Annotated in this window: 15 protein-coding genes and 1 pseudogene; 6 read left to right on the top strand and 10 right to left on the bottom strand. The window is 73.9% G+C overall.

Going from position 1 to position 15,410, the window contains the following annotated elements; genetic code table 11:
• Nucleotides 1-46: 46 nt before the first annotated feature.
• The 5 genes from ACFVFR_RS18705 to ACFVFR_RS18685 all read right to left on the bottom strand — a co-directional run bounded on the left by ACFVFR_RS18705 (nt 47) and on the right by ACFVFR_RS18685 (nt 4,997).
• Complete coding sequence (locus ACFVFR_RS18705; RefSeq protein ID WP_383702855.1) at nt 47-703, bottom strand: TetR-like C-terminal domain-containing protein; 657 nt, start codon at nt 701-703, stop codon at nt 47-49.
• Between the two features lie 242 nt (nt 704-945).
• A complete protein-coding gene (locus ACFVFR_RS18700) occupies nt 946-1,455 on the bottom strand; it encodes a GNAT family N-acetyltransferase (protein ID WP_383702853.1) in 510 nt (169 codons plus the stop codon).
• A gap of 73 nt (nt 1,456-1,528) precedes the next feature.
• On the bottom strand, nt 1,529-2,572 hold the full coding sequence (locus tag ACFVFR_RS18695) for a Rieske 2Fe-2S domain-containing protein (RefSeq protein ID WP_383702851.1): 1,044 nt from the start codon (nt 2,570-2,572) through the stop codon (nt 1,529-1,531).
• 95 nt (nt 2,573-2,667) lie between these two features.
• A complete protein-coding gene (locus ACFVFR_RS18690) occupies nt 2,668-3,759 on the bottom strand; it encodes a Rieske 2Fe-2S domain-containing protein (RefSeq protein WP_383702849.1) in 1,092 nt (363 codons plus the stop codon).
• Between the two features lie 254 nt (nt 3,760-4,013).
• Nucleotides 4,014-4,997, bottom strand: a complete 984-nt coding sequence (locus ACFVFR_RS18685; RefSeq protein ID WP_383702847.1) for a phosphotransferase family protein — start codon at nt 4,995-4,997, stop codon at nt 4,014-4,016.
• Between the two features lie 246 nt (nt 4,998-5,243).
• Here ACFVFR_RS18685 and ACFVFR_RS18680 point away from each other — a divergent pair, with 246 nt between their 5' ends.
• Nucleotides 5,244-6,026, top strand: coding sequence for an SDR family NAD(P)-dependent oxidoreductase (locus ACFVFR_RS18680; RefSeq protein WP_383702845.1), 783 nt, complete (start codon nt 5,244-5,246; stop codon nt 6,024-6,026).
• Between the two features lie 63 nt (nt 6,027-6,089).
• Here ACFVFR_RS18680 and ACFVFR_RS18675 read toward each other — a convergent pair whose 3' ends face one another.
• Entirely contained in the window at nt 6,090-6,623 is a 534-nt protein-coding gene (locus ACFVFR_RS18675; protein ID WP_383702842.1) for a DinB family protein, read from the bottom strand.
• A gap of 352 nt (nt 6,624-6,975) precedes the next feature.
• Here ACFVFR_RS18675 and ACFVFR_RS18670 point away from each other — a divergent pair, with 352 nt between their 5' ends.
• The 5 genes and pseudogenes from ACFVFR_RS18670 (at nt 6,976) to ACFVFR_RS18650 (ending at nt 12,168) form a co-directional block, all read left to right on the top strand.
• Complete coding sequence (locus tag ACFVFR_RS18670) at nt 6,976-7,908, top strand: diiron oxygenase (protein ID WP_383702840.1); 933 nt, start codon at nt 6,976-6,978, stop codon at nt 7,906-7,908.
• 327 nt (nt 7,909-8,235) lie between these two features.
• Nucleotides 8,236-8,997 carry a TetR/AcrR family transcriptional regulator gene (locus ACFVFR_RS18665; protein WP_383702838.1) on the top strand — a complete coding sequence of 254 codons (762 nt, stop codon included), beginning with the start codon at nt 8,236-8,238 and terminating at the stop codon, nt 8,995-8,997.
• A 95-nt stretch (nt 8,998-9,092) separates the two neighbouring features.
• Nucleotides 9,093-9,362 (top strand): hypothetical protein, encoded by a 270-nt coding sequence (locus tag ACFVFR_RS18660; RefSeq protein WP_383702836.1) that lies wholly within the window; start codon nt 9,093-9,095, stop codon nt 9,360-9,362.
• Nucleotides 9,363-10,032: 670 nt separating this feature from the next.
• Nucleotides 10,033-11,052: pseudogene (locus ACFVFR_RS18655) on the top strand (chitinase); the annotation flags it as partial.
• A 294-nt stretch (nt 11,053-11,346) separates the two neighbouring features.
• Nucleotides 11,347-12,168, top strand: a complete 822-nt coding sequence (locus ACFVFR_RS18650; protein ID WP_383702835.1) for a coiled-coil domain-containing protein — start codon at nt 11,347-11,349, stop codon at nt 12,166-12,168.
• Here ACFVFR_RS18650 and ACFVFR_RS18645 read toward each other — a convergent pair.
• The 4 genes from ACFVFR_RS18645 to ACFVFR_RS18630 form a co-directional block, all read right to left on the bottom strand.
• Nucleotides 12,137-13,408, bottom strand: a complete 1,272-nt coding sequence (locus ACFVFR_RS18645) for a styrene monooxygenase/indole monooxygenase family protein (RefSeq protein WP_383702833.1) — start codon at nt 13,406-13,408, stop codon at nt 12,137-12,139. The genes ACFVFR_RS18650 and ACFVFR_RS18645 overlap by 32 nt on opposite strands.
• A gap of 224 nt (nt 13,409-13,632) precedes the next feature.
• Nucleotides 13,633-14,265, bottom strand: coding sequence for an ATP/GTP-binding protein (locus ACFVFR_RS18640; RefSeq protein WP_383702911.1), 633 nt, complete (start codon nt 14,263-14,265; stop codon nt 13,633-13,635).
• A gap of 220 nt (nt 14,266-14,485) precedes the next feature.
• A complete protein-coding gene (locus ACFVFR_RS18635; protein ID WP_383702831.1) occupies nt 14,486-14,875 on the bottom strand; it encodes a DUF742 domain-containing protein in 390 nt (129 codons plus the stop codon).
• The gene (locus tag ACFVFR_RS18630; RefSeq protein WP_383702909.1) at nt 14,872-15,405 is read right to left on the bottom strand and encodes a roadblock/LC7 domain-containing protein; all 534 of its coding nucleotides are present in this window, start codon (nt 15,403-15,405) and stop codon (nt 14,872-14,874) included. Before ACFVFR_RS18630 ends, ACFVFR_RS18635 begins: the two co-directional genes overlap by 4 nt.
• Between the last annotated feature and the right edge of the window lie 5 nt (nt 15,406-15,410).

The following is a 15,410-nucleotide window of genomic DNA, read 5'->3' as shown; positions in this document are numbered from 1 at the left end:
ACCGGGCCGATGCCCGACCCGGCGGCTCCCGGGGCCGGGCCGAGGGTCAGTACGCCGCGCCCGCCACGGGCACGGCCCGCCGCTCGGGGGTCAGCTCGCGGTACGACTCGGGCGGGACCTCCACCGCGTACGCGCGCAGGAAACCGTCGACCAGCTCGACCACGTATTCGCGCTCGAAACCGCTGTTGGCCACCAGCCGGCGGAAGAACATCGGCCCGAGCAGCAGCCCGATGGCCTCGTCGGTGCCCAGTCGCGCCGGCAGGTCACCCTGCTCCCGGCCGTGCTCGATGATCGCCGTCAGGACCTCGGCGCCCTTCTGCCGGCACTGTTCGAGGACCTCGGCGTACTCCACGTCGATCGACGCCTGGTCGATGATCACGCGCAGCGCGCGGTCGCCGGTGGGGTTCTCCAGGAGGAGCTGGAAGGCCCGCAGCTCGCAGATCAGGTCCTCGCGCAGGTCGCCCGTGCGGGAGGAGTGGTCGATCTGGAACAGCTGGGCGAGCAGCTGGCGGATGAGCATCGCCGAGTCCGGCCAGTGCCGGTAGAGGGTGGTGCGGCCCACGCCGCTACGGGCCGCGACGGCGACGTGGGTGACCGCCGCCCAGCCCTCTTCGATCAGCAGTTCCTGGGCAGCGGCGAGCGCCGCCGCCCGGCTCCGTTCCGCGCGCGGGTCGGGCCCCCGGCCCGTCACGCCGACTGTCATACCGTCTTTGTCCACTGGCCTACACGCTCCCCGTGAGGGCTTCACCGCCGTGGAACGTCCGCACCACAGCCACGCTTAGCCCCCCGAGGATAGCAACGATCGAGCATACGATCAGTTCCACGGAAGGGACATAAACCGACCGCGTCGCCCGCCAGCGCCCCGGCCGCCCCCGGCCCGCCCCCGCCGGGCGGCGCGCGAACGGGCCTGGTCGGCGGCGAGCGCCGGCGGTCGGCGGCGGTCGGTCAGCGCTCGCGCAGCATGCACACGCGGGGCCAGCGGTCCAGCCCCAGCTCGGCCTCCCGGCGTCGGATCTCCCGCAGGCCCGGCGTGACCTCCGCGTCGGGCAGCACCCGGAAGCCGCACCGGCGGGCGTAGTACGGCGCGTTCCACGGGACCTCGGCGAAGGTCGTCAGCGTCGTCCCGGCCAGCCCCTCGGCCACCGCCCGTCCCGCCAGGTGGGCGATGAGGCCGCGCCCCACGCCGCGCCGGGCGGCGTCCGGGTGCACCGACACCTGCTCGATGTGCAGCCGCCCGTCCACTGGCTCGGCCAGCGCGTAGGCCACGGGCCGGTCGTCCGCGTCGACGGCGACCCAGCAGTGGTCCGCCCGCTGGTAGCCGGTGAGCTCGTCGAGCGAGGGCGGTTCGTCGTCGGCGATCTCCGGCATGCCGACGGCGCGGAAGCACTCCCCCGCCGCCCGTTCGATGTCCCGTAGCGCCCCGAGTTCCTCGTGGCGCGCCAGTCTGATGATCATGGGTCCATTGTGCGCCGGCGGGCCGATGTCGACACAGCGCCTTTCGCGGCCCCGCCACCGGCCCGCCGCCCGCTCAGTCCGCGACGTCCCCGGGGGCGCTGTAGAACTGCTGGGCCCAGCGTCGGAACGGCACGATGGGCCCGTCGCCCTGCGCGAGCCGGGGGCGGGCCAGGTGGGTGCTGTGGGCCCAGATGGCACCGTCGCGGCGCACGTCCCGCGCGGCGGCGGGGGCGAACACCCGGGGAGCCAGTGCGGCCACGACCCCGGCCACCGGCCTGCGGCCGGTGCCCGTGGGCCGCAGCGCCACCGAGACCCGCAGGTCACTGTGGGTGGGATCGAGGGGCGTCACGGACATCCGGGCGCGCAGCTCGAAGCCGAACTTCATGGCGTCCGCCTCCACCCGCACGTTGCCGACGCCCTCCAGCGTCACGCGGATCGCCGGCAGCGTCGCGTAGCGCGTCCGGCCCTTGCGTCCGCCGGCGGGGCGGACCCGGTACTGGAAGCGCAGGCGGTGTCCATCGAACTCCTGGTGTTCGGTGGCCGACATGTCGACCTTGTGCAGGGTGCCGAAGTGTCCGAAGTCGACGAAGTTCTCCGCGACGTCCTGGGGGTGGGCCACCAGCGGGAACCGGGAGACGCGCGGGGTGCGAAAGCCCGCGCCCATGATGCTCTCGACCTCCCACTGCGGGGCCTTGCCCTCCGCGTGGTGCCAGACGAAGACCAGGTCGTCGATCTCCCGGAACTCCAGGGTGGACAGCCGGGCCTTGGGCGGTGGGGTGTCGTACCCCGTTCTGACGCACACCCCCTCCGGGTCGAACTGGAAGTGGTGGAAGGGGCAGACGAGGTTGTCCCCGCGCACCGTCCCGCCGTGCCCCAGGTGTGCCCCCAGGTGCGGGCAGAACGGGCGCACCGCGCTCAGCCGTCCGCTCGTGGTGCGGTAGAGGACCACGTCCTGGCCCATCAGTCGCCGGGTGAGGACCTTGCCCGGCCGCACCTCGCCGCTGGTGGCCAGCGCGAACCAGCCGTCGGGGTAGGGCCGCTGGGGGATCTCGGGGAGGGTCGTCGCCGTGTCGGCGAGGGGCTTCGGGTCGCGCTCGCGTCGCTGCCACACGCTCATGGTGCTGTGCCTTTCGTCGCCGTCGTGGGGTTGCGCTCGACGTGCCGGGGGTGCCGGGGCGCTCGGCCGTGGCCGGTGCCGGGGGCGGGCCCGCGTCACGCGGCGGGTTCGTCCGTCGCCGGCTCCGTGGTGTCCGCCGGTCGGTTCTCGACGCCCTGGGCGTCGCTGTAGAACTGCCGCGCCCAGCGCCGGAACCTCATGACCGGTCCGTCCCCCTTGGCCAGTCGGGGCTGCTGGGCGTAGCGGCGGTGCTCCCAGATGGGGAAGTCCTTGCGCGTGTCGTACCAGAACAGGCCGGTCAGGCCCCGGGCGACGAGGCCGGCCAGCGGGCCGGTGGCGCCCAGCGCGCCGAACGCGCCGAGTCGGGCGCTGGTGGCCAGGCGCAGGTCCGCGTGGGCGGGGTCGACCGGCGTGACGGCGAACCGGGTCCGCATGGAGAGACCGAACTGCTCCACCTCGATCTCGGTGTACCCGACGCCGATGCCCTGCACGACGACCTTGACGCGGGGCGCGATGGAGGACACCCGGGCCGCGTCCCTGGTGTCATTGGCCGTGTGGAAGCGGTACGTCGTGCCCATCCGGATGCCGTCGAACCAGGGCTCTTCCACGATCTCGGCCCGAATGCCGTGGGTGGGCAGGAAGTGCCCGTAGTCCACGATGTTCTCGATGACGTCCTGGGGATACTCCACCAGCGCCCGCACCGTGTGGTACGGCGTGGAGAACCCCGCGCCCGAGCGGGTGTCGAGCTCCCATCGCGGCGGCTCGCCCCGCGCGTGCTTCCACACGAAGACCAGACCCTCCACCTCGCGGCAGGCCAGGGTGGCCAGTTGGGCCCTGGGCGGCGGCGTGCCGTACCCGGTCTCCACGCACGTGCCGTCCGGGGCGAAGCGGAAGCGGTGGAAGGGGCAGACGATGTCCTCACCGCACACGGTGGCGCCGTACCCGAGGTGGGCGCCCATGTGCGGGCAGTGGGCCTCGCTGGCGTGCACCCGCCCGCTGGCCGACCGGTACAGCACCACGTCCTCGCCCATCAGACGCCGGGTGAGCACCCGACCGCGCCGCAGCTCCGCGCTGCCGGCCAGCGCGAACCAGCCGTCGGCGTACGGCCCCCTGGGCGCCAGGGCCGCCATCGACGGCGGCAACCCCGCCTCTCCCCGGTCGAACCAGCCCGTCTTCCTGACCCGCATGCCGCCCCTTCCCGCGCCGGCCGACGTGCTCGACCGGCGGCCTGCCGCTGTGCCCGTGGCCTGTTGCAGCCCTTCCCGAGCGCGCCGGGGCGGCAATCGGCGGGGCTGGAGCGGGCGGTGGCGCGTAGGGGGCACGCGGGAGAGGGCCACGGCGGGGCGGCGCGGCACGCCGGCCGTCCGGGCGACGGGGCGCGACCGTCGTAGGGGGTGGCTAGGGGAGCACGCGGGGCGTGGCCGCGCCGCGCGCCCGTCTCTCAGTCCGCGACCAGGCTCCCGATGGTGCCGCGCAGTGCCGTCCAGGCCAGTGCGGCGTCCTCGGTGTGCTCGTGCGGTGAGCGGAAGCGGTCCAGGAACTCCGCCACGTCCCCCAGCTCCCAGCGCAGCGCGTACAGCGCCAGCGCCCCGGGGTCGGGCGCGTGCCCACTGGCCTCCGCGTACCGGGCCAGGTCGGCCGGGTCGGTGGAGACCAGCCACAGATCGCGCTCGGGCACGGCCAGGCCCACCGTGTCCCAGTCCACGAGCAGCGGCCGGCCACCGGCGCGCCGCAGCACGTTGCCCGGGTGCGGCTCGCCGTGGGTGACCACGCGCCGCGCGCCGCGCCCGGCCACCTCGGCGACCAGGTCGTCGAAGGCGGCCAGCCGCCCGCGCAGCGCGCTCTCGGCCGCGCGGACCAGCTCCCGGGCCGGCTCGGCGAAGGGCCCGCCGTGCCATGGGTCCCCCGTCGCGGCCAGCGCGCGCTCCAACGAGGCGCGCGTGGGCAGCTCCAGCGCGAGTCGGGGGGTGGTGGCGGGGACCGTGCCCCGGTGCAGGGCGGCGAGCACGTCGAGCACCTCGTCGCGCTCGGCCCGCGACGGAACCTGCCCGAACTCGCCCGCGACGCCGTCCTCGTACGGGAAGACGCTGAGCGCGTGGCGCGCGTCCAGCCGTCGAAGGGCCCGGCCCTCGCGGGTGGTCAGCGGGGCGACGACGAAGTCGTGGTCAGGCCGGGCGCGCAGGGCGAGCGCGGTCTCCAGCGCCGCGCGCAGCCCGGCGTACGCGGCGTCGGGGTCGGCGCCCCACTGCTCCTTGTGCGCGAGGTCGGCGACGGTGACGAAGGCGCGGTGGCCGTCGGCGCTCTCGGCGATCCAGTGATAGTCACCGAAGCCGACGGGCGCGTACGTCAGGCGGGCGCCGTCCCGTCCCCAGGCGTCCAGGGCCTGGCGTACGGCGCGTTCGTCGAGGTCGGGTCGATCCTTCACCCGACGAACGTAGCGTCGCGCGGGGGCCGCGCGCACGCCGGTTACGCGAGCCGCGCGTTCGGCGCGCGGGCGGTGGGGCGGGGCGCGCGTGGGCGCGCGCCGTCGCTCGGCGCGGGCGTCCGCTGCGCGCGGGTGGGGCCGCGGGCTTTGTCGGCCGTCCGCCCTGGGTAGCTTCCGCACGCTTCGCCACCGTTCACCCCGCGAGGCTCCTTCGCGGGCTACTTCATAGGAAGTGCACCAGAATTCATGGATCTCAACCTCACGGACAAGAAGGCCCTCGTCACCGGCGCCAGCCGTGGCACCGGACTGGCCATCACCCGGGCCCTGCTGGCCGAGGGCGTGCGCGTGGTCGGCTGCGCGCGCACGATCACCCCCGCCCTCAAGGACTCCGGCGCCGTGCCCCTGGTCTGCGACGTCACCACGCCGGACGGGCCGCGTGACCTGGTCACCGAGGCCGTCGACACGCTCGACGGGCTCGACTTCGTGGTCAACAACGTGGGTGGCAAGGAGACCTACAACACCGGCGGGTTCCTCGCCCTGGACGACGCCGAGTGGCAGCGGACGCTGGACCTCAACTTCTACAGCGCCATCCGCGTCAGCCGGGCCGCCCTGCCGCACCTGCTCAAACGCCGGGGCGTCATCGTCAACATCTCCTCGACGGCGGCCCGGGCCCCGGCGCCGCCCACGGTGGACTACGGGGCGGCCAAGGCGGCGCTGAACGCCCTGACCAAGGCGCTGGACGAGGAGTTCGGGCCGCAGGGCGTGCGCGCGCTGACCGTCTCGCCGGGCCCGATCAACATCGAGCGCTGGACCGAACCCGAGGGTCCCGGCGCCATCCTGGCCGCCGCGTTCGGCGTACCGCAGGAGGAGGTGGTGGCGTACCTGCCCAAGCGTTTCCAGCTCACGACCGGGCACATCGCGGAACCGGCCCACATCGGCTCACTGGTCGCCTTCCTGCTGTCCGGGCTCGGGGCCAGCGTCGCCGGCGCCGACGTCCGCATCGACGACGGGCTGGTCAAGAGCGTGTGAACGCCACCGCGCCCGGCCGCCGGGCCACCTGTGCCGACGTGGCGGACGCGGCGGGGGCCCGGGTCAGGCGCCGACGGTGCCGTCGATGCCCTCGCGCAGGAAGTCGGCGTGCCCGTTGTGTCGGGCGTACTCGTGGATCAGATGGAGCATGACCAGGCGCAGCGAGACGTCCGTGCCCCAGCGGGGCTGGTGGCCGGTCACCTCCAGGGACGGGGCCGCCCGCTCGATGCGCCGCGCGTGTTCGACCTCCGCGCGCCAGGCGGCGAACGCCTCCGGCGCGGAGGCCGTACGCGCGTCGTACGCCCGCTGGTAGTCGCCGGTCGCCGACCAGACCAGCGGTACGTCCTCGCCGGCGATCACCCGGCGGAACCAGGTGCGTTCCACCTCGGCCAGGTGTCGCACCAGGCCGAGCAGCGAGAGCGTGGACGGCGGCATGGAGCGTTCGCGCAGCTCGTCGTCGGTCAGGCCCGCGCACTTCGTGGCGAGCGTGGCGCGGTGGAAGTCGAGGTAGGCGCGGAGCGTCTCGCGCTCGCCCCCGGTCATCGGCGGGTCGATCCGCTCGCTCCAGTCGGGCCGCACGAGGGGTTCGCTGGTCATGGACGTGTCTCCGGTTCGGGTGGCGGGCCGGGCCCGCGCGGACGGCGGGCCGCCGGGGCGGACGGGGCTCACGCGGGCGGTGGGGCTGGGCGGTCGGGGGGGTGGGCGGACCGGGCGCGGCGGCTGGCCGGCCCGGTCGCGGGCGAGTTGGCGCGGGCGGTACGCCGCCGGGCTTCGCTGACGTGACGGTACGCCCGTGGCGTGCGGGGGCGGACGCGGGGTCGCCGGCGGCGGGGCGACCGTTCGTGACCGGAGGGTCGACAACTTGCGTCCCGGGGATTGACTGGCTTACTGACACGCAGTCTCATAAGAGCCTGACCGCGGGTAACCCATCAGCGAGGTGTCCTCAGCCATGACTGCGACGTCGACCGAAATCGAGATGCTCCGGGACGCCCTCGGGCAGCTCAGGGACCGGGAACAGGTTGCCGAACGCCTCCTGGACTCCTCCGCCAAGCACTCCTTCGACCCGGACCGGGAGTTGGACTGGGACGCACCCTTCGAGGACGGCAAGTGGTTCTGGCCGCCGGAGCTGGTCTCCCTCTACGACACCCCGATGTGGCACCGGATGTCCCAGGAGCAGCGCCTCCTGCTCTCCCGCCACGAGTCGGCGGCGCTGGCCTCGCTCGGCATCTGGTTCGAGATCATCCTGATGCAGCTCCTGATCCGGCACATCTACGACCGGCCGACCACCAGCGCCCACGTCCGGTACGCGCTGACGGAGATCGCCGACGAGTGCCGGCACTCGATGATGTTCGCGCGGCTCATCCAGAAGTCGGACGTCCCCGCCTACCCCGTCACGCGCCTGCACCACAACCTCGGCCGCCTCTTCAAGACCATCTCCACGACGCCGGGTTCCTTCACGGCCACCCTCCTCGGCGAGGAGATACTCGACTGGATGCAGCGCCTGACCTTCCCGGACGAGCGCGTCCAGCCGCTGGTCCGCGGCGTGACCCGCATCCACGTCGTCGAGGAGGCCCGCCACGTCCGCTACGCGCGCGAGGAACTGCGCCGCCAGATGGTGACCGCGCCGCGCTGGGAGGCCGAGTACACGCGGCTGGTCTCCGGCGAGTTCGCGCGGCTCTTCTCCGTCGCCTTCGTCAACCCGAAGGTCTACTCCGACGTCGGGCTCGACCGCCGGGAGGCCGTGGCCCAGGTCCGGGCCAGCGGTCACCGGCGCGAGGTGATGCAGTCCGGCGCCAAGCGGCTCACCGACTTCCTGGACGACATCGGGGTCCTGCGCGGCGCGGGCCGCAGGCTCTGGAAGAGCAGCGGCCTGCTGGCCTGACACCCCCGCCACGGCGCCACGCGGGCCGACCCCGACGCGCGACGGACCCGGCGCGACGGCGGCCCTGGCGGCGAACCCCCCACGCCGCCCCCCGCGGCAGGCCGCGCGGACATCGGCGTACGCCCGGCTCGCCGGCCGCGTGGCGCACCACCGCCCGGCTTCGCGCGCCCCCATCGCGCGCGTCCCGCAGGGCGTAGCCGGCGCGAGCGCCCTTCACGACGTACCCCGTCGGCTCCCGCCCCCGGACCGCCCGCCCCCGCGCGTGGGCGGATCCCGGTCGACCGCCGTGCCCGGCGGATAGGCTGCTCGTATGAGAGGCAGCCCTTCATGACCAGCAGCGGAACCGCGCCCGTGGCATCGGCCAAGCCCCGGCCCGCGACGCGCGGCGCCTACCGCAGGCTCAGTGTCGAGGAGCGCCGCGCCGAGTTGCTCGCCGCGGCACTCGGGCTGTTCGCCCACCGACCGCCGGAGGACGTCTCGTTGGACGACGTCGCGGCGGCGGCCGGCGCCTCCCGCCCCCTGGTCTACCGGTACTTCCCCGGCGGCAAGCAGCAGTTGTACGAAGCGGCCATCGGCAGCGCCGCCGACCAGTTGCTGCACTGCTTCACCGAGCCGCAGACCGGGCCGCCCACCCAGCGGCTGAGCCGGGCCCTGGACCGCTACCTGACCTTCGTGGACGAGCACGACGCGGGGTTCTCCGCACTGCTCCAGGGCGGCAGCGTCGCCGAGACCTCGCGCACCAACGCCATCGTGGACGGCGTGCGCCGCGCCGCGGCCGAGCAGATCCTGCTCCACCTCGGCACGCCCGACCCCGGCCCTCGGCTGCGGATGATGGTGCGGGTGTGGATCACGGCGGTCGAGGCCGCGTCGCTGATCTGGCTCGACGAGGGCAAGCGGCCCTCCCGGGACGAGCTGCGCACCTGGCTGGTGGACCACTTCGTCGCCCTGCTGACGGCGACCGCCGCGCGCGACGAGGAGACCGCGCGCGTCGCGCGGGCGACCCTGGCCCTGGAGGCCCCGAGCGGCGCGGTCGCCGACCTGACCCGCCGCACCCTCCCGCTGGTCAACGACGCCACGCACCTGCTCTGACCCGCGCCGTGACCACCACCGGCCGCCCGGCCCCGTCCCGTGACCACGGCGCCACCAGGGGTTCGGCCCGGCGGCTTCGGTGTGACACTGGAGGCGTGAGAAGCGTAGAGACACCCTTCGTCGGCGGTCCGCTGGACGGTCGGGTCCTTCCGGTGCTGACCGGAGCGACCGGACAGCCGCCCAGGACGTACGAGGTGCCCGTCCCCAACGACGACGGCACCCCACCGACGATCCACGTCTACGTCCGCACCCCCGTCGCCCTGTCCCGACGTCTCGGCGTACCGCGCGGCTGGCAGTACGCGTACGCGCCGGAGGGCAGGCCGCGCGACGGGCTCAAGTGGCCCTGGACCAAGCCCGCCCGCTGACGCCCGCTCTCGGACTCCGACCCGACGCCGGAGGCTCCGGCCCCGCAGGCGGCTCGGCGACGGGGACACCCCGGCGCGGCCGGCCCGCCCCCGGGTGGGCCCGGAGGCCCGGAGGCCCGGAGACCCGGCGACACCGCTCGGCCCGGCGACCACGCTCGGCTTAGCGGCGAGGCCCGGACCGGCGGCGGAGCTCGGCCCGCTGGCGGAGCTCGGCCCGGCTTCGGCGGGCGCGAAGACGCTGGTCGGCGGCGGTCGTTCCGCCTCGTGCGCGGGCCGGGCGACGGCCGTGGCCACACCTCGTGGACCAGCGGGTCGGCGGCCTCACCCCCACACTTCAGTTTTGGTCCGGACCATTGACACTTGTGGTCTAGTCCTTGTTTGCTGCTTGCGCGGAGAGAGCCGCTTCCGCGCCTCCCGGCTGTCCCCCACCCCACGGAAGCGCCTCTCCCCGCCTCGACTCGTACGCCCCCACCCGTACCGCCGTCGAAGCCCCCAAGGAGCCCCCATGCGCTCGCACCCCCGTCCCCGTCCGCGCCGCGCGAGATCACTCGGCGTGCTGCTCGCCGCGGCGAGCGCGATCGCCGCCACGGCGTTCACGCTGCCGTCCCCGGCGACCGCCGCCCCCGCCCCGTCCGCCCCGGCGGCGGCCCCCGCGAGCTCCCCGGCCGCCCTCCCCGAGCACGCCCTGGTCGGCTACCTGCACGCCAGCTTCGCCAACGGCTCCGGCTACACCCGGATGTCGGACGTCCCCGCCAGCTGGGACATCATCGACCTGGCCTTCGGCGAGCCGACCTCCACGACCTCCGGCGACATCAGGTTCAGCCTGTGTCCCAAGAGCGAGTGCCCCAACGTGGAGACCGACGAGGAGTTCAAGGCCGCCATCAAGGCCAAGCAGGCCGCCGGCAAGAAGGTGCTCATCTCCATCGGCGGCCAGAACGGCCAGGTCCGTCTGGAGAGCACGGCCGCCCGCGACAAGTTCGTCTCCTCGGTCGGCGCCATCATCGACCGCTACGGGCTCGACGGCCTGGACATCGACTTCGAGGGCCACTCGCTGTCGCTGAACAACGGCGACACGGACTTCAAGAACCCGAAGACCCCCGCCATCGTGAACCTGATCTCGGCCGTCAAGTCCCTGAAGGCCAAGTACGGGGCGGGCTTCACGCTCACCATGGCGCCGGAGACCTTCTTCGTCCAGCTCGGCTACCAGTTCTACGGCTCCGGCCCCTGGGGCGGCCAGGACCCGCGCGCCGGCGCGTACCTGCCGGTCATCCACGCGCTGCGGGACGACCTGACGGTGCTGCACGTCCAGGACTACAACTCGGGCCCGATCATGGGGCTCGACAACCAGTACCACTCGATGGGCGGCGCCGACTTCCACATCGCCATGACGGACATGCTGCTCACCGGCTTCCCCGTGGCGGGCAACAAGAACAACGTCTTCCCCGCCCTCAAGCCCTCGCAGGTCGCCATCGGCATGCCGGCCAGCACCCACGCGGGCAACGGGCACACCGCGCCCGGCGAAGTCACCAAGACCCTGAACTGCCTGACCAAGAAGACCGACTGCGGCAGCTACCAGACCCACGGCAGCTGGCCCGCCCTGCGCGGCCTGATGACCTGGTCGATCAACTGGGACAACTTCAACAAGCGCGAGTTCTCGAAGAACTTCGACACCTACTACGGGCGGCGCTAGCACCCCCCGAGATGCGGCGCCCCGGGGCCCGACGGCAACGTCGCGGGCACCCCGGCGCCGGTGGGCGAGGGCACGCCGACCGCCTCACCGCCCACCAGCCGCGCCGGCGACGGCACCCACCGTCGCCGGCGCGGTCCCCTGCCCGCACCCGCCCCGCCACCCGCACGCATCCACCGAGCGGGTGACCACGCGCCCCACCCCCGCATAAATCTCCGGATCATACGACCGGCCATGCCACGATCCGACGCACCGGGCCCACCAAGCCGGGCGCCGTCGGTCCCGTGGAGGTGAGCCGTGCCGAAGCGTCGCGTACGGGGCGCGTACGCCCTCGCGCTGGCCGCGAGCGCCGGGCTCGCGCTGCCCGCACCAGCCGCCACCGGCGCACCGGCCCCGCCACCCGCGCCCCACCGAGGCCCCGAGCGAGCCGTCCAGCCGCCGGGCGCGCCCCGTCCACCCATCGCGCTGCCACGCGCGCCGGCCCTGCCCGACGTGCCGGGGGCCACGCCCCTGAGCTCCCTGCTGACCGAGCTCCGGTCGCACTACCGCGCGGCCGACGAGGCCAGCACCCGCTACCGCGCCATCGAGAAGCAGCTCACGCGCCAACGCCGCACCACCCAGCGGCTGGTGGCCCGGCTCACGGAGGCCCGTGGCGGACTCGCCGCCGCCCGCGAGCGCGCCGGCCGACTGGTCCGCCAGCAGTACCGGCTCAGCCTCGGCTTCTCCCCGACCGTCCGCCTGCTGCTCAGCGACAACCCGGAGCGCGCGCTGGACGAGGAACACGAGCTGGGCCGGGCGGCCGGGCGCACCGCCACCGTCGCGGCCCGGCTGGCCAGCGCCGAGATCGCCGCGGACTTCTACGCCACCCGCGCCCGGCAGGCACTGGACCGACAGCAGTCACTCGCCGACCGGCGCAAGCGCCAACGCGACGTGGTGCGCGGGCGCCTCGCCGCCGTCGAACACCTGCTGGCCACGCTCGACCCCGGCCAGGTCGCCGCGCTCCAACAGCTGGAGTCCACCGGTGCGACCGGCACGTACGGCGCCTACGGCGGCCCGGCCGGGCGCCCTGCGGCCGGGCCCGCCGACGCTAGGCCGGCACCCCGGGCTCGGCCCCACTGACCTGCGCGAGATAGGCGTCCGCCAGCTTCGGGTCGTAGAAGAAGTGCTCGAAGTCCGCCGGGTCGTCGAAGCCGTTCGCGAAGCGGTCGGCCACCGGCTGGAGCCCGCCCGCCGCGCCGAACAGGTTCAGTACGTGCGCCGGCGGCGGGGCCAGCATCGCGTTGGTCCACTTCGTGACGTACTGGGCCGTCTGCCAGTACCGGTCGAACGTCTCCCGCATCCAGGCGGCGTCGAACGGCTCGTCCCCGCGTTCCAGGATGGAGGCGAGGTAGGAGGCGGCGCACTTGCTCGCGGAGTTCGAACCCTGCCCGGTGATCGGGTCGTTGGCCACGACCACGTCCGCGACGCCGAGCACGACACCGCCCGACGGCAGGTGCCCCACCGGGTGCCGCACGGTCGGCGCGTACCGGCCGGCGAGCGTGCCGCCGGCATCCGTCAGCTCGACCTCGGTGGAGCGCGCGTACTCCCACGGCGTGAACGTCTTCAACAGCTCCAACGTCAGGGCCAGGTGCTCGTTCGGGTCCTTGACGCCCTGGAAGACGTCGAGCGGACCACCCGGTATTCCCTCCCAGAAGAGGATGTCGGCGCGGCCCGACAGCGTCAGCGTCGGCATGACGAACAGCTCGCCCACCCCCGGCACCACGTTGCAGCGCACCGCGTCGAACTCGGGGTGCTCGGGCCGCGGCCCCATGCCGTGCACGTACGCCACCGACAGCGCCCGCTGCGGGGTCTCGTACGGCGAACGGCTCGCGTCCCGCCCGAACATCGAGACCAGCTCACCCTTGCCGGCGGCGACCAGCACCAGGTCGTAGGCCCGGGCGAAGTAGTCCAGGTCGGAGACGGCCGCGCCGTGCACCACGAGCTGGCCACCGCGCTCCACGAACGCCTCCATCCAGCCGGCCATCTTCACCCGCTGGTCCACGGACTGGGCGAACCCGTCGAGCCTGCCGACCCAGTCGATCAGCCGGGTGGAGGAGCCGGTGGCCTCGTCGGGCGGCCCGGCCACCGACACGCCGAGCCCCTCGATCCGCGGCGCCTGGTCCTCCCAGAAGTTCACCCGCACGTCCCGCTCGTGCTGGAGGGCCGTGTGGAACATGCACTGGGTGGACATCACCCGCCCGGTGCGCACCTCCTCGGCCGTGCGGTTGGACATCACGGTGACCTCGTAGCCGTGGAACTGCAGGCCGAGGGCGAGCTGGAGACCGGACTGGCCGGCCCCGACGATGAGGATCTTCCGCATGACAGCGCTCTCTCTCACACAGCGCGACCCGACGACCTCCCGCCCGCCGCCCGCCCACGACGTCTGCCGGCGGACGGATGGGCGCGGGCCGTCGAGTCGACGACACGTACAACATCAAAGGGGTCGCACACCAGGGGGCCGAGGAGACCGGACACACCGCGCGGCCACGGGCCCGACGGGGCCGCCGGGGTCGTGCGACGGCCGCCGGTCGCGGGGGCACCGCCTCATTCCGGCGTGAGGTCCAGCGCGTAGGCCACCAGCGAGAGCAACGCGTCCACCACCGTTTCCCGCTGCCGCGCGTCCATGATCACGACGGGTACGTGGGGCGGCACCGACAGCGCGTCGCGTACGTCCTCGGCGGCGTACGCCTCGGTCCCCTCGAAGTGGTTCACGGCCACCACGTACGGCAGCCCACCGCTCTCGAAGTAGTCCAGCGCGGGCCAGGAGTCCTCCAGGCGCCGCGTGTCCACCAGCACGATCGCGCCGATCGCACCCCGCACCAGGTCGTCCCACATGAACCAGAACCGCTGTTGGCCCGGCGTGCCGAACAGGTACAGGACCAGGTCGGAGGCGAGGGTGAGGCGGCCGAAGTCCATGGCCACGGTGGTGGTGGCCTTGTGCGGGGTGGCCTCGATGTCGTCCACGTCCACGCTGGCCTGCGTCATCAGCGCCTCGGTGCGCAGCGGTGTGATCTCCGAGACCGACCCGACGAACGTCGTCTTGCCCACGCCGAACCCGCCGGCCACCACGATCTTCGTCGCCGTCGGTGCCGCGGAGTGGTCGAACTGCCAGCTCTGCAACCCCTCCTCGGCCGCGAACAGCCCGGCCACGCCGTCCTCGACACCGCCGGCGTCCAGCCCCGGCACCCCGGTGTGCCCCAGCAGGTCGATGCCGCCGTCGATGCTCTCCTGCGTACCGTCACCGCCGGGGCCGGCCAGCGCCTGGGGGCCGACCGAACCGCCGGGGCCGGCGGGGGCCACGGGGGCGTCGGGGGTCCCGGGCGGCGGCGCGGCGGGTCCGCCGGCCGGGACCCGATCGGGCGGCGGATCGTCGACGGCCGGTATCGCCGTCGCGGTTTCAGAGCCTGCGGAGTCCAACGAGCACCCTTTCCAGCAGCGCGCGGTCCGGCTGCCCAGGCTCCCGCCCGGCGCCGTAGACGCGAATCTTTCCCTGGTCGGCGAGGTCACTGAGCAGCACGCGCACGACGCCCAGCGGCATCTTGAGCAGCGCGGCCACCTCGGCCACCGAACGCATCCGCCGACACAGCTCGACGATGGCCTTGATCTCCGGCAGCACCCGGCTGTTCAGGCCGCCGGAGGTCAGCTCCCGCCGCTCCTCGGGCGCCTCCAGCGCGGCCACGAACGTCTCGACCAGCAGCACGTGCCCGCACTGCGTCCGCCCGCCCGTCAGGCTGTACGGACGCACCCGCGAGGGCCGCCGCCGGGGCAGGTGCGAGGTGGTGCTCATCGTGCCGACTCCACCGACTTGCGCAGCTCGCTGCGCAGCTCCGGAGTGAGCACGTGCCCGGCCCGGCCGACGAACAGCGCCATGTGGTAGGCCACCACGGTCATGTCGCAGTCGGGCGTCGCGTGCACGCCCAGCAGCGAACCGTCGCTGATCGACATCACGAACAGGCTGCCCCGCTCCATCGCGACCATCGTCTGCTTGACGCTCCCCCCGTCCATGAGCTGCGCGGCGCCCAACGTGAGGCTGCCGAGCCCGGAGACGATGGTGGCCAGGTCGGCGCTCGACCCCTTCGGGCCGTCCTGCCCGTGCGCCGGTTTGGCCGGTCGGGCGGCCGCCGCGGTCTCCTCCGGATCGGAGGAGAGCAACAACAGGCCGTCGGAGGAGACCACGGCCACCGACATGACCCCGGGCACTTCCTCCACCAGATTGGTCAGCAGCCAGTGCAGGTTGCGGGCCTCGTTGCTCAGCCCGTACGCCTGCGGCCCGGCCGGAGCCTCGGTCGCCGTCTCGGGGGGCGCCCCCCGGAACATTGCGG

Origin of the sequence: Streptomyces sp. NPDC057702, assembly GCF_042799315.1 — a bacterium.
GTDB lineage: Bacteria > Actinomycetota > Actinomycetes > Streptomycetales > Streptomycetaceae > Streptomyces.
Note: the sequence above shows the minus strand (reverse complement) of the source record. Positions and strands in the feature narration are given on the sequence as shown.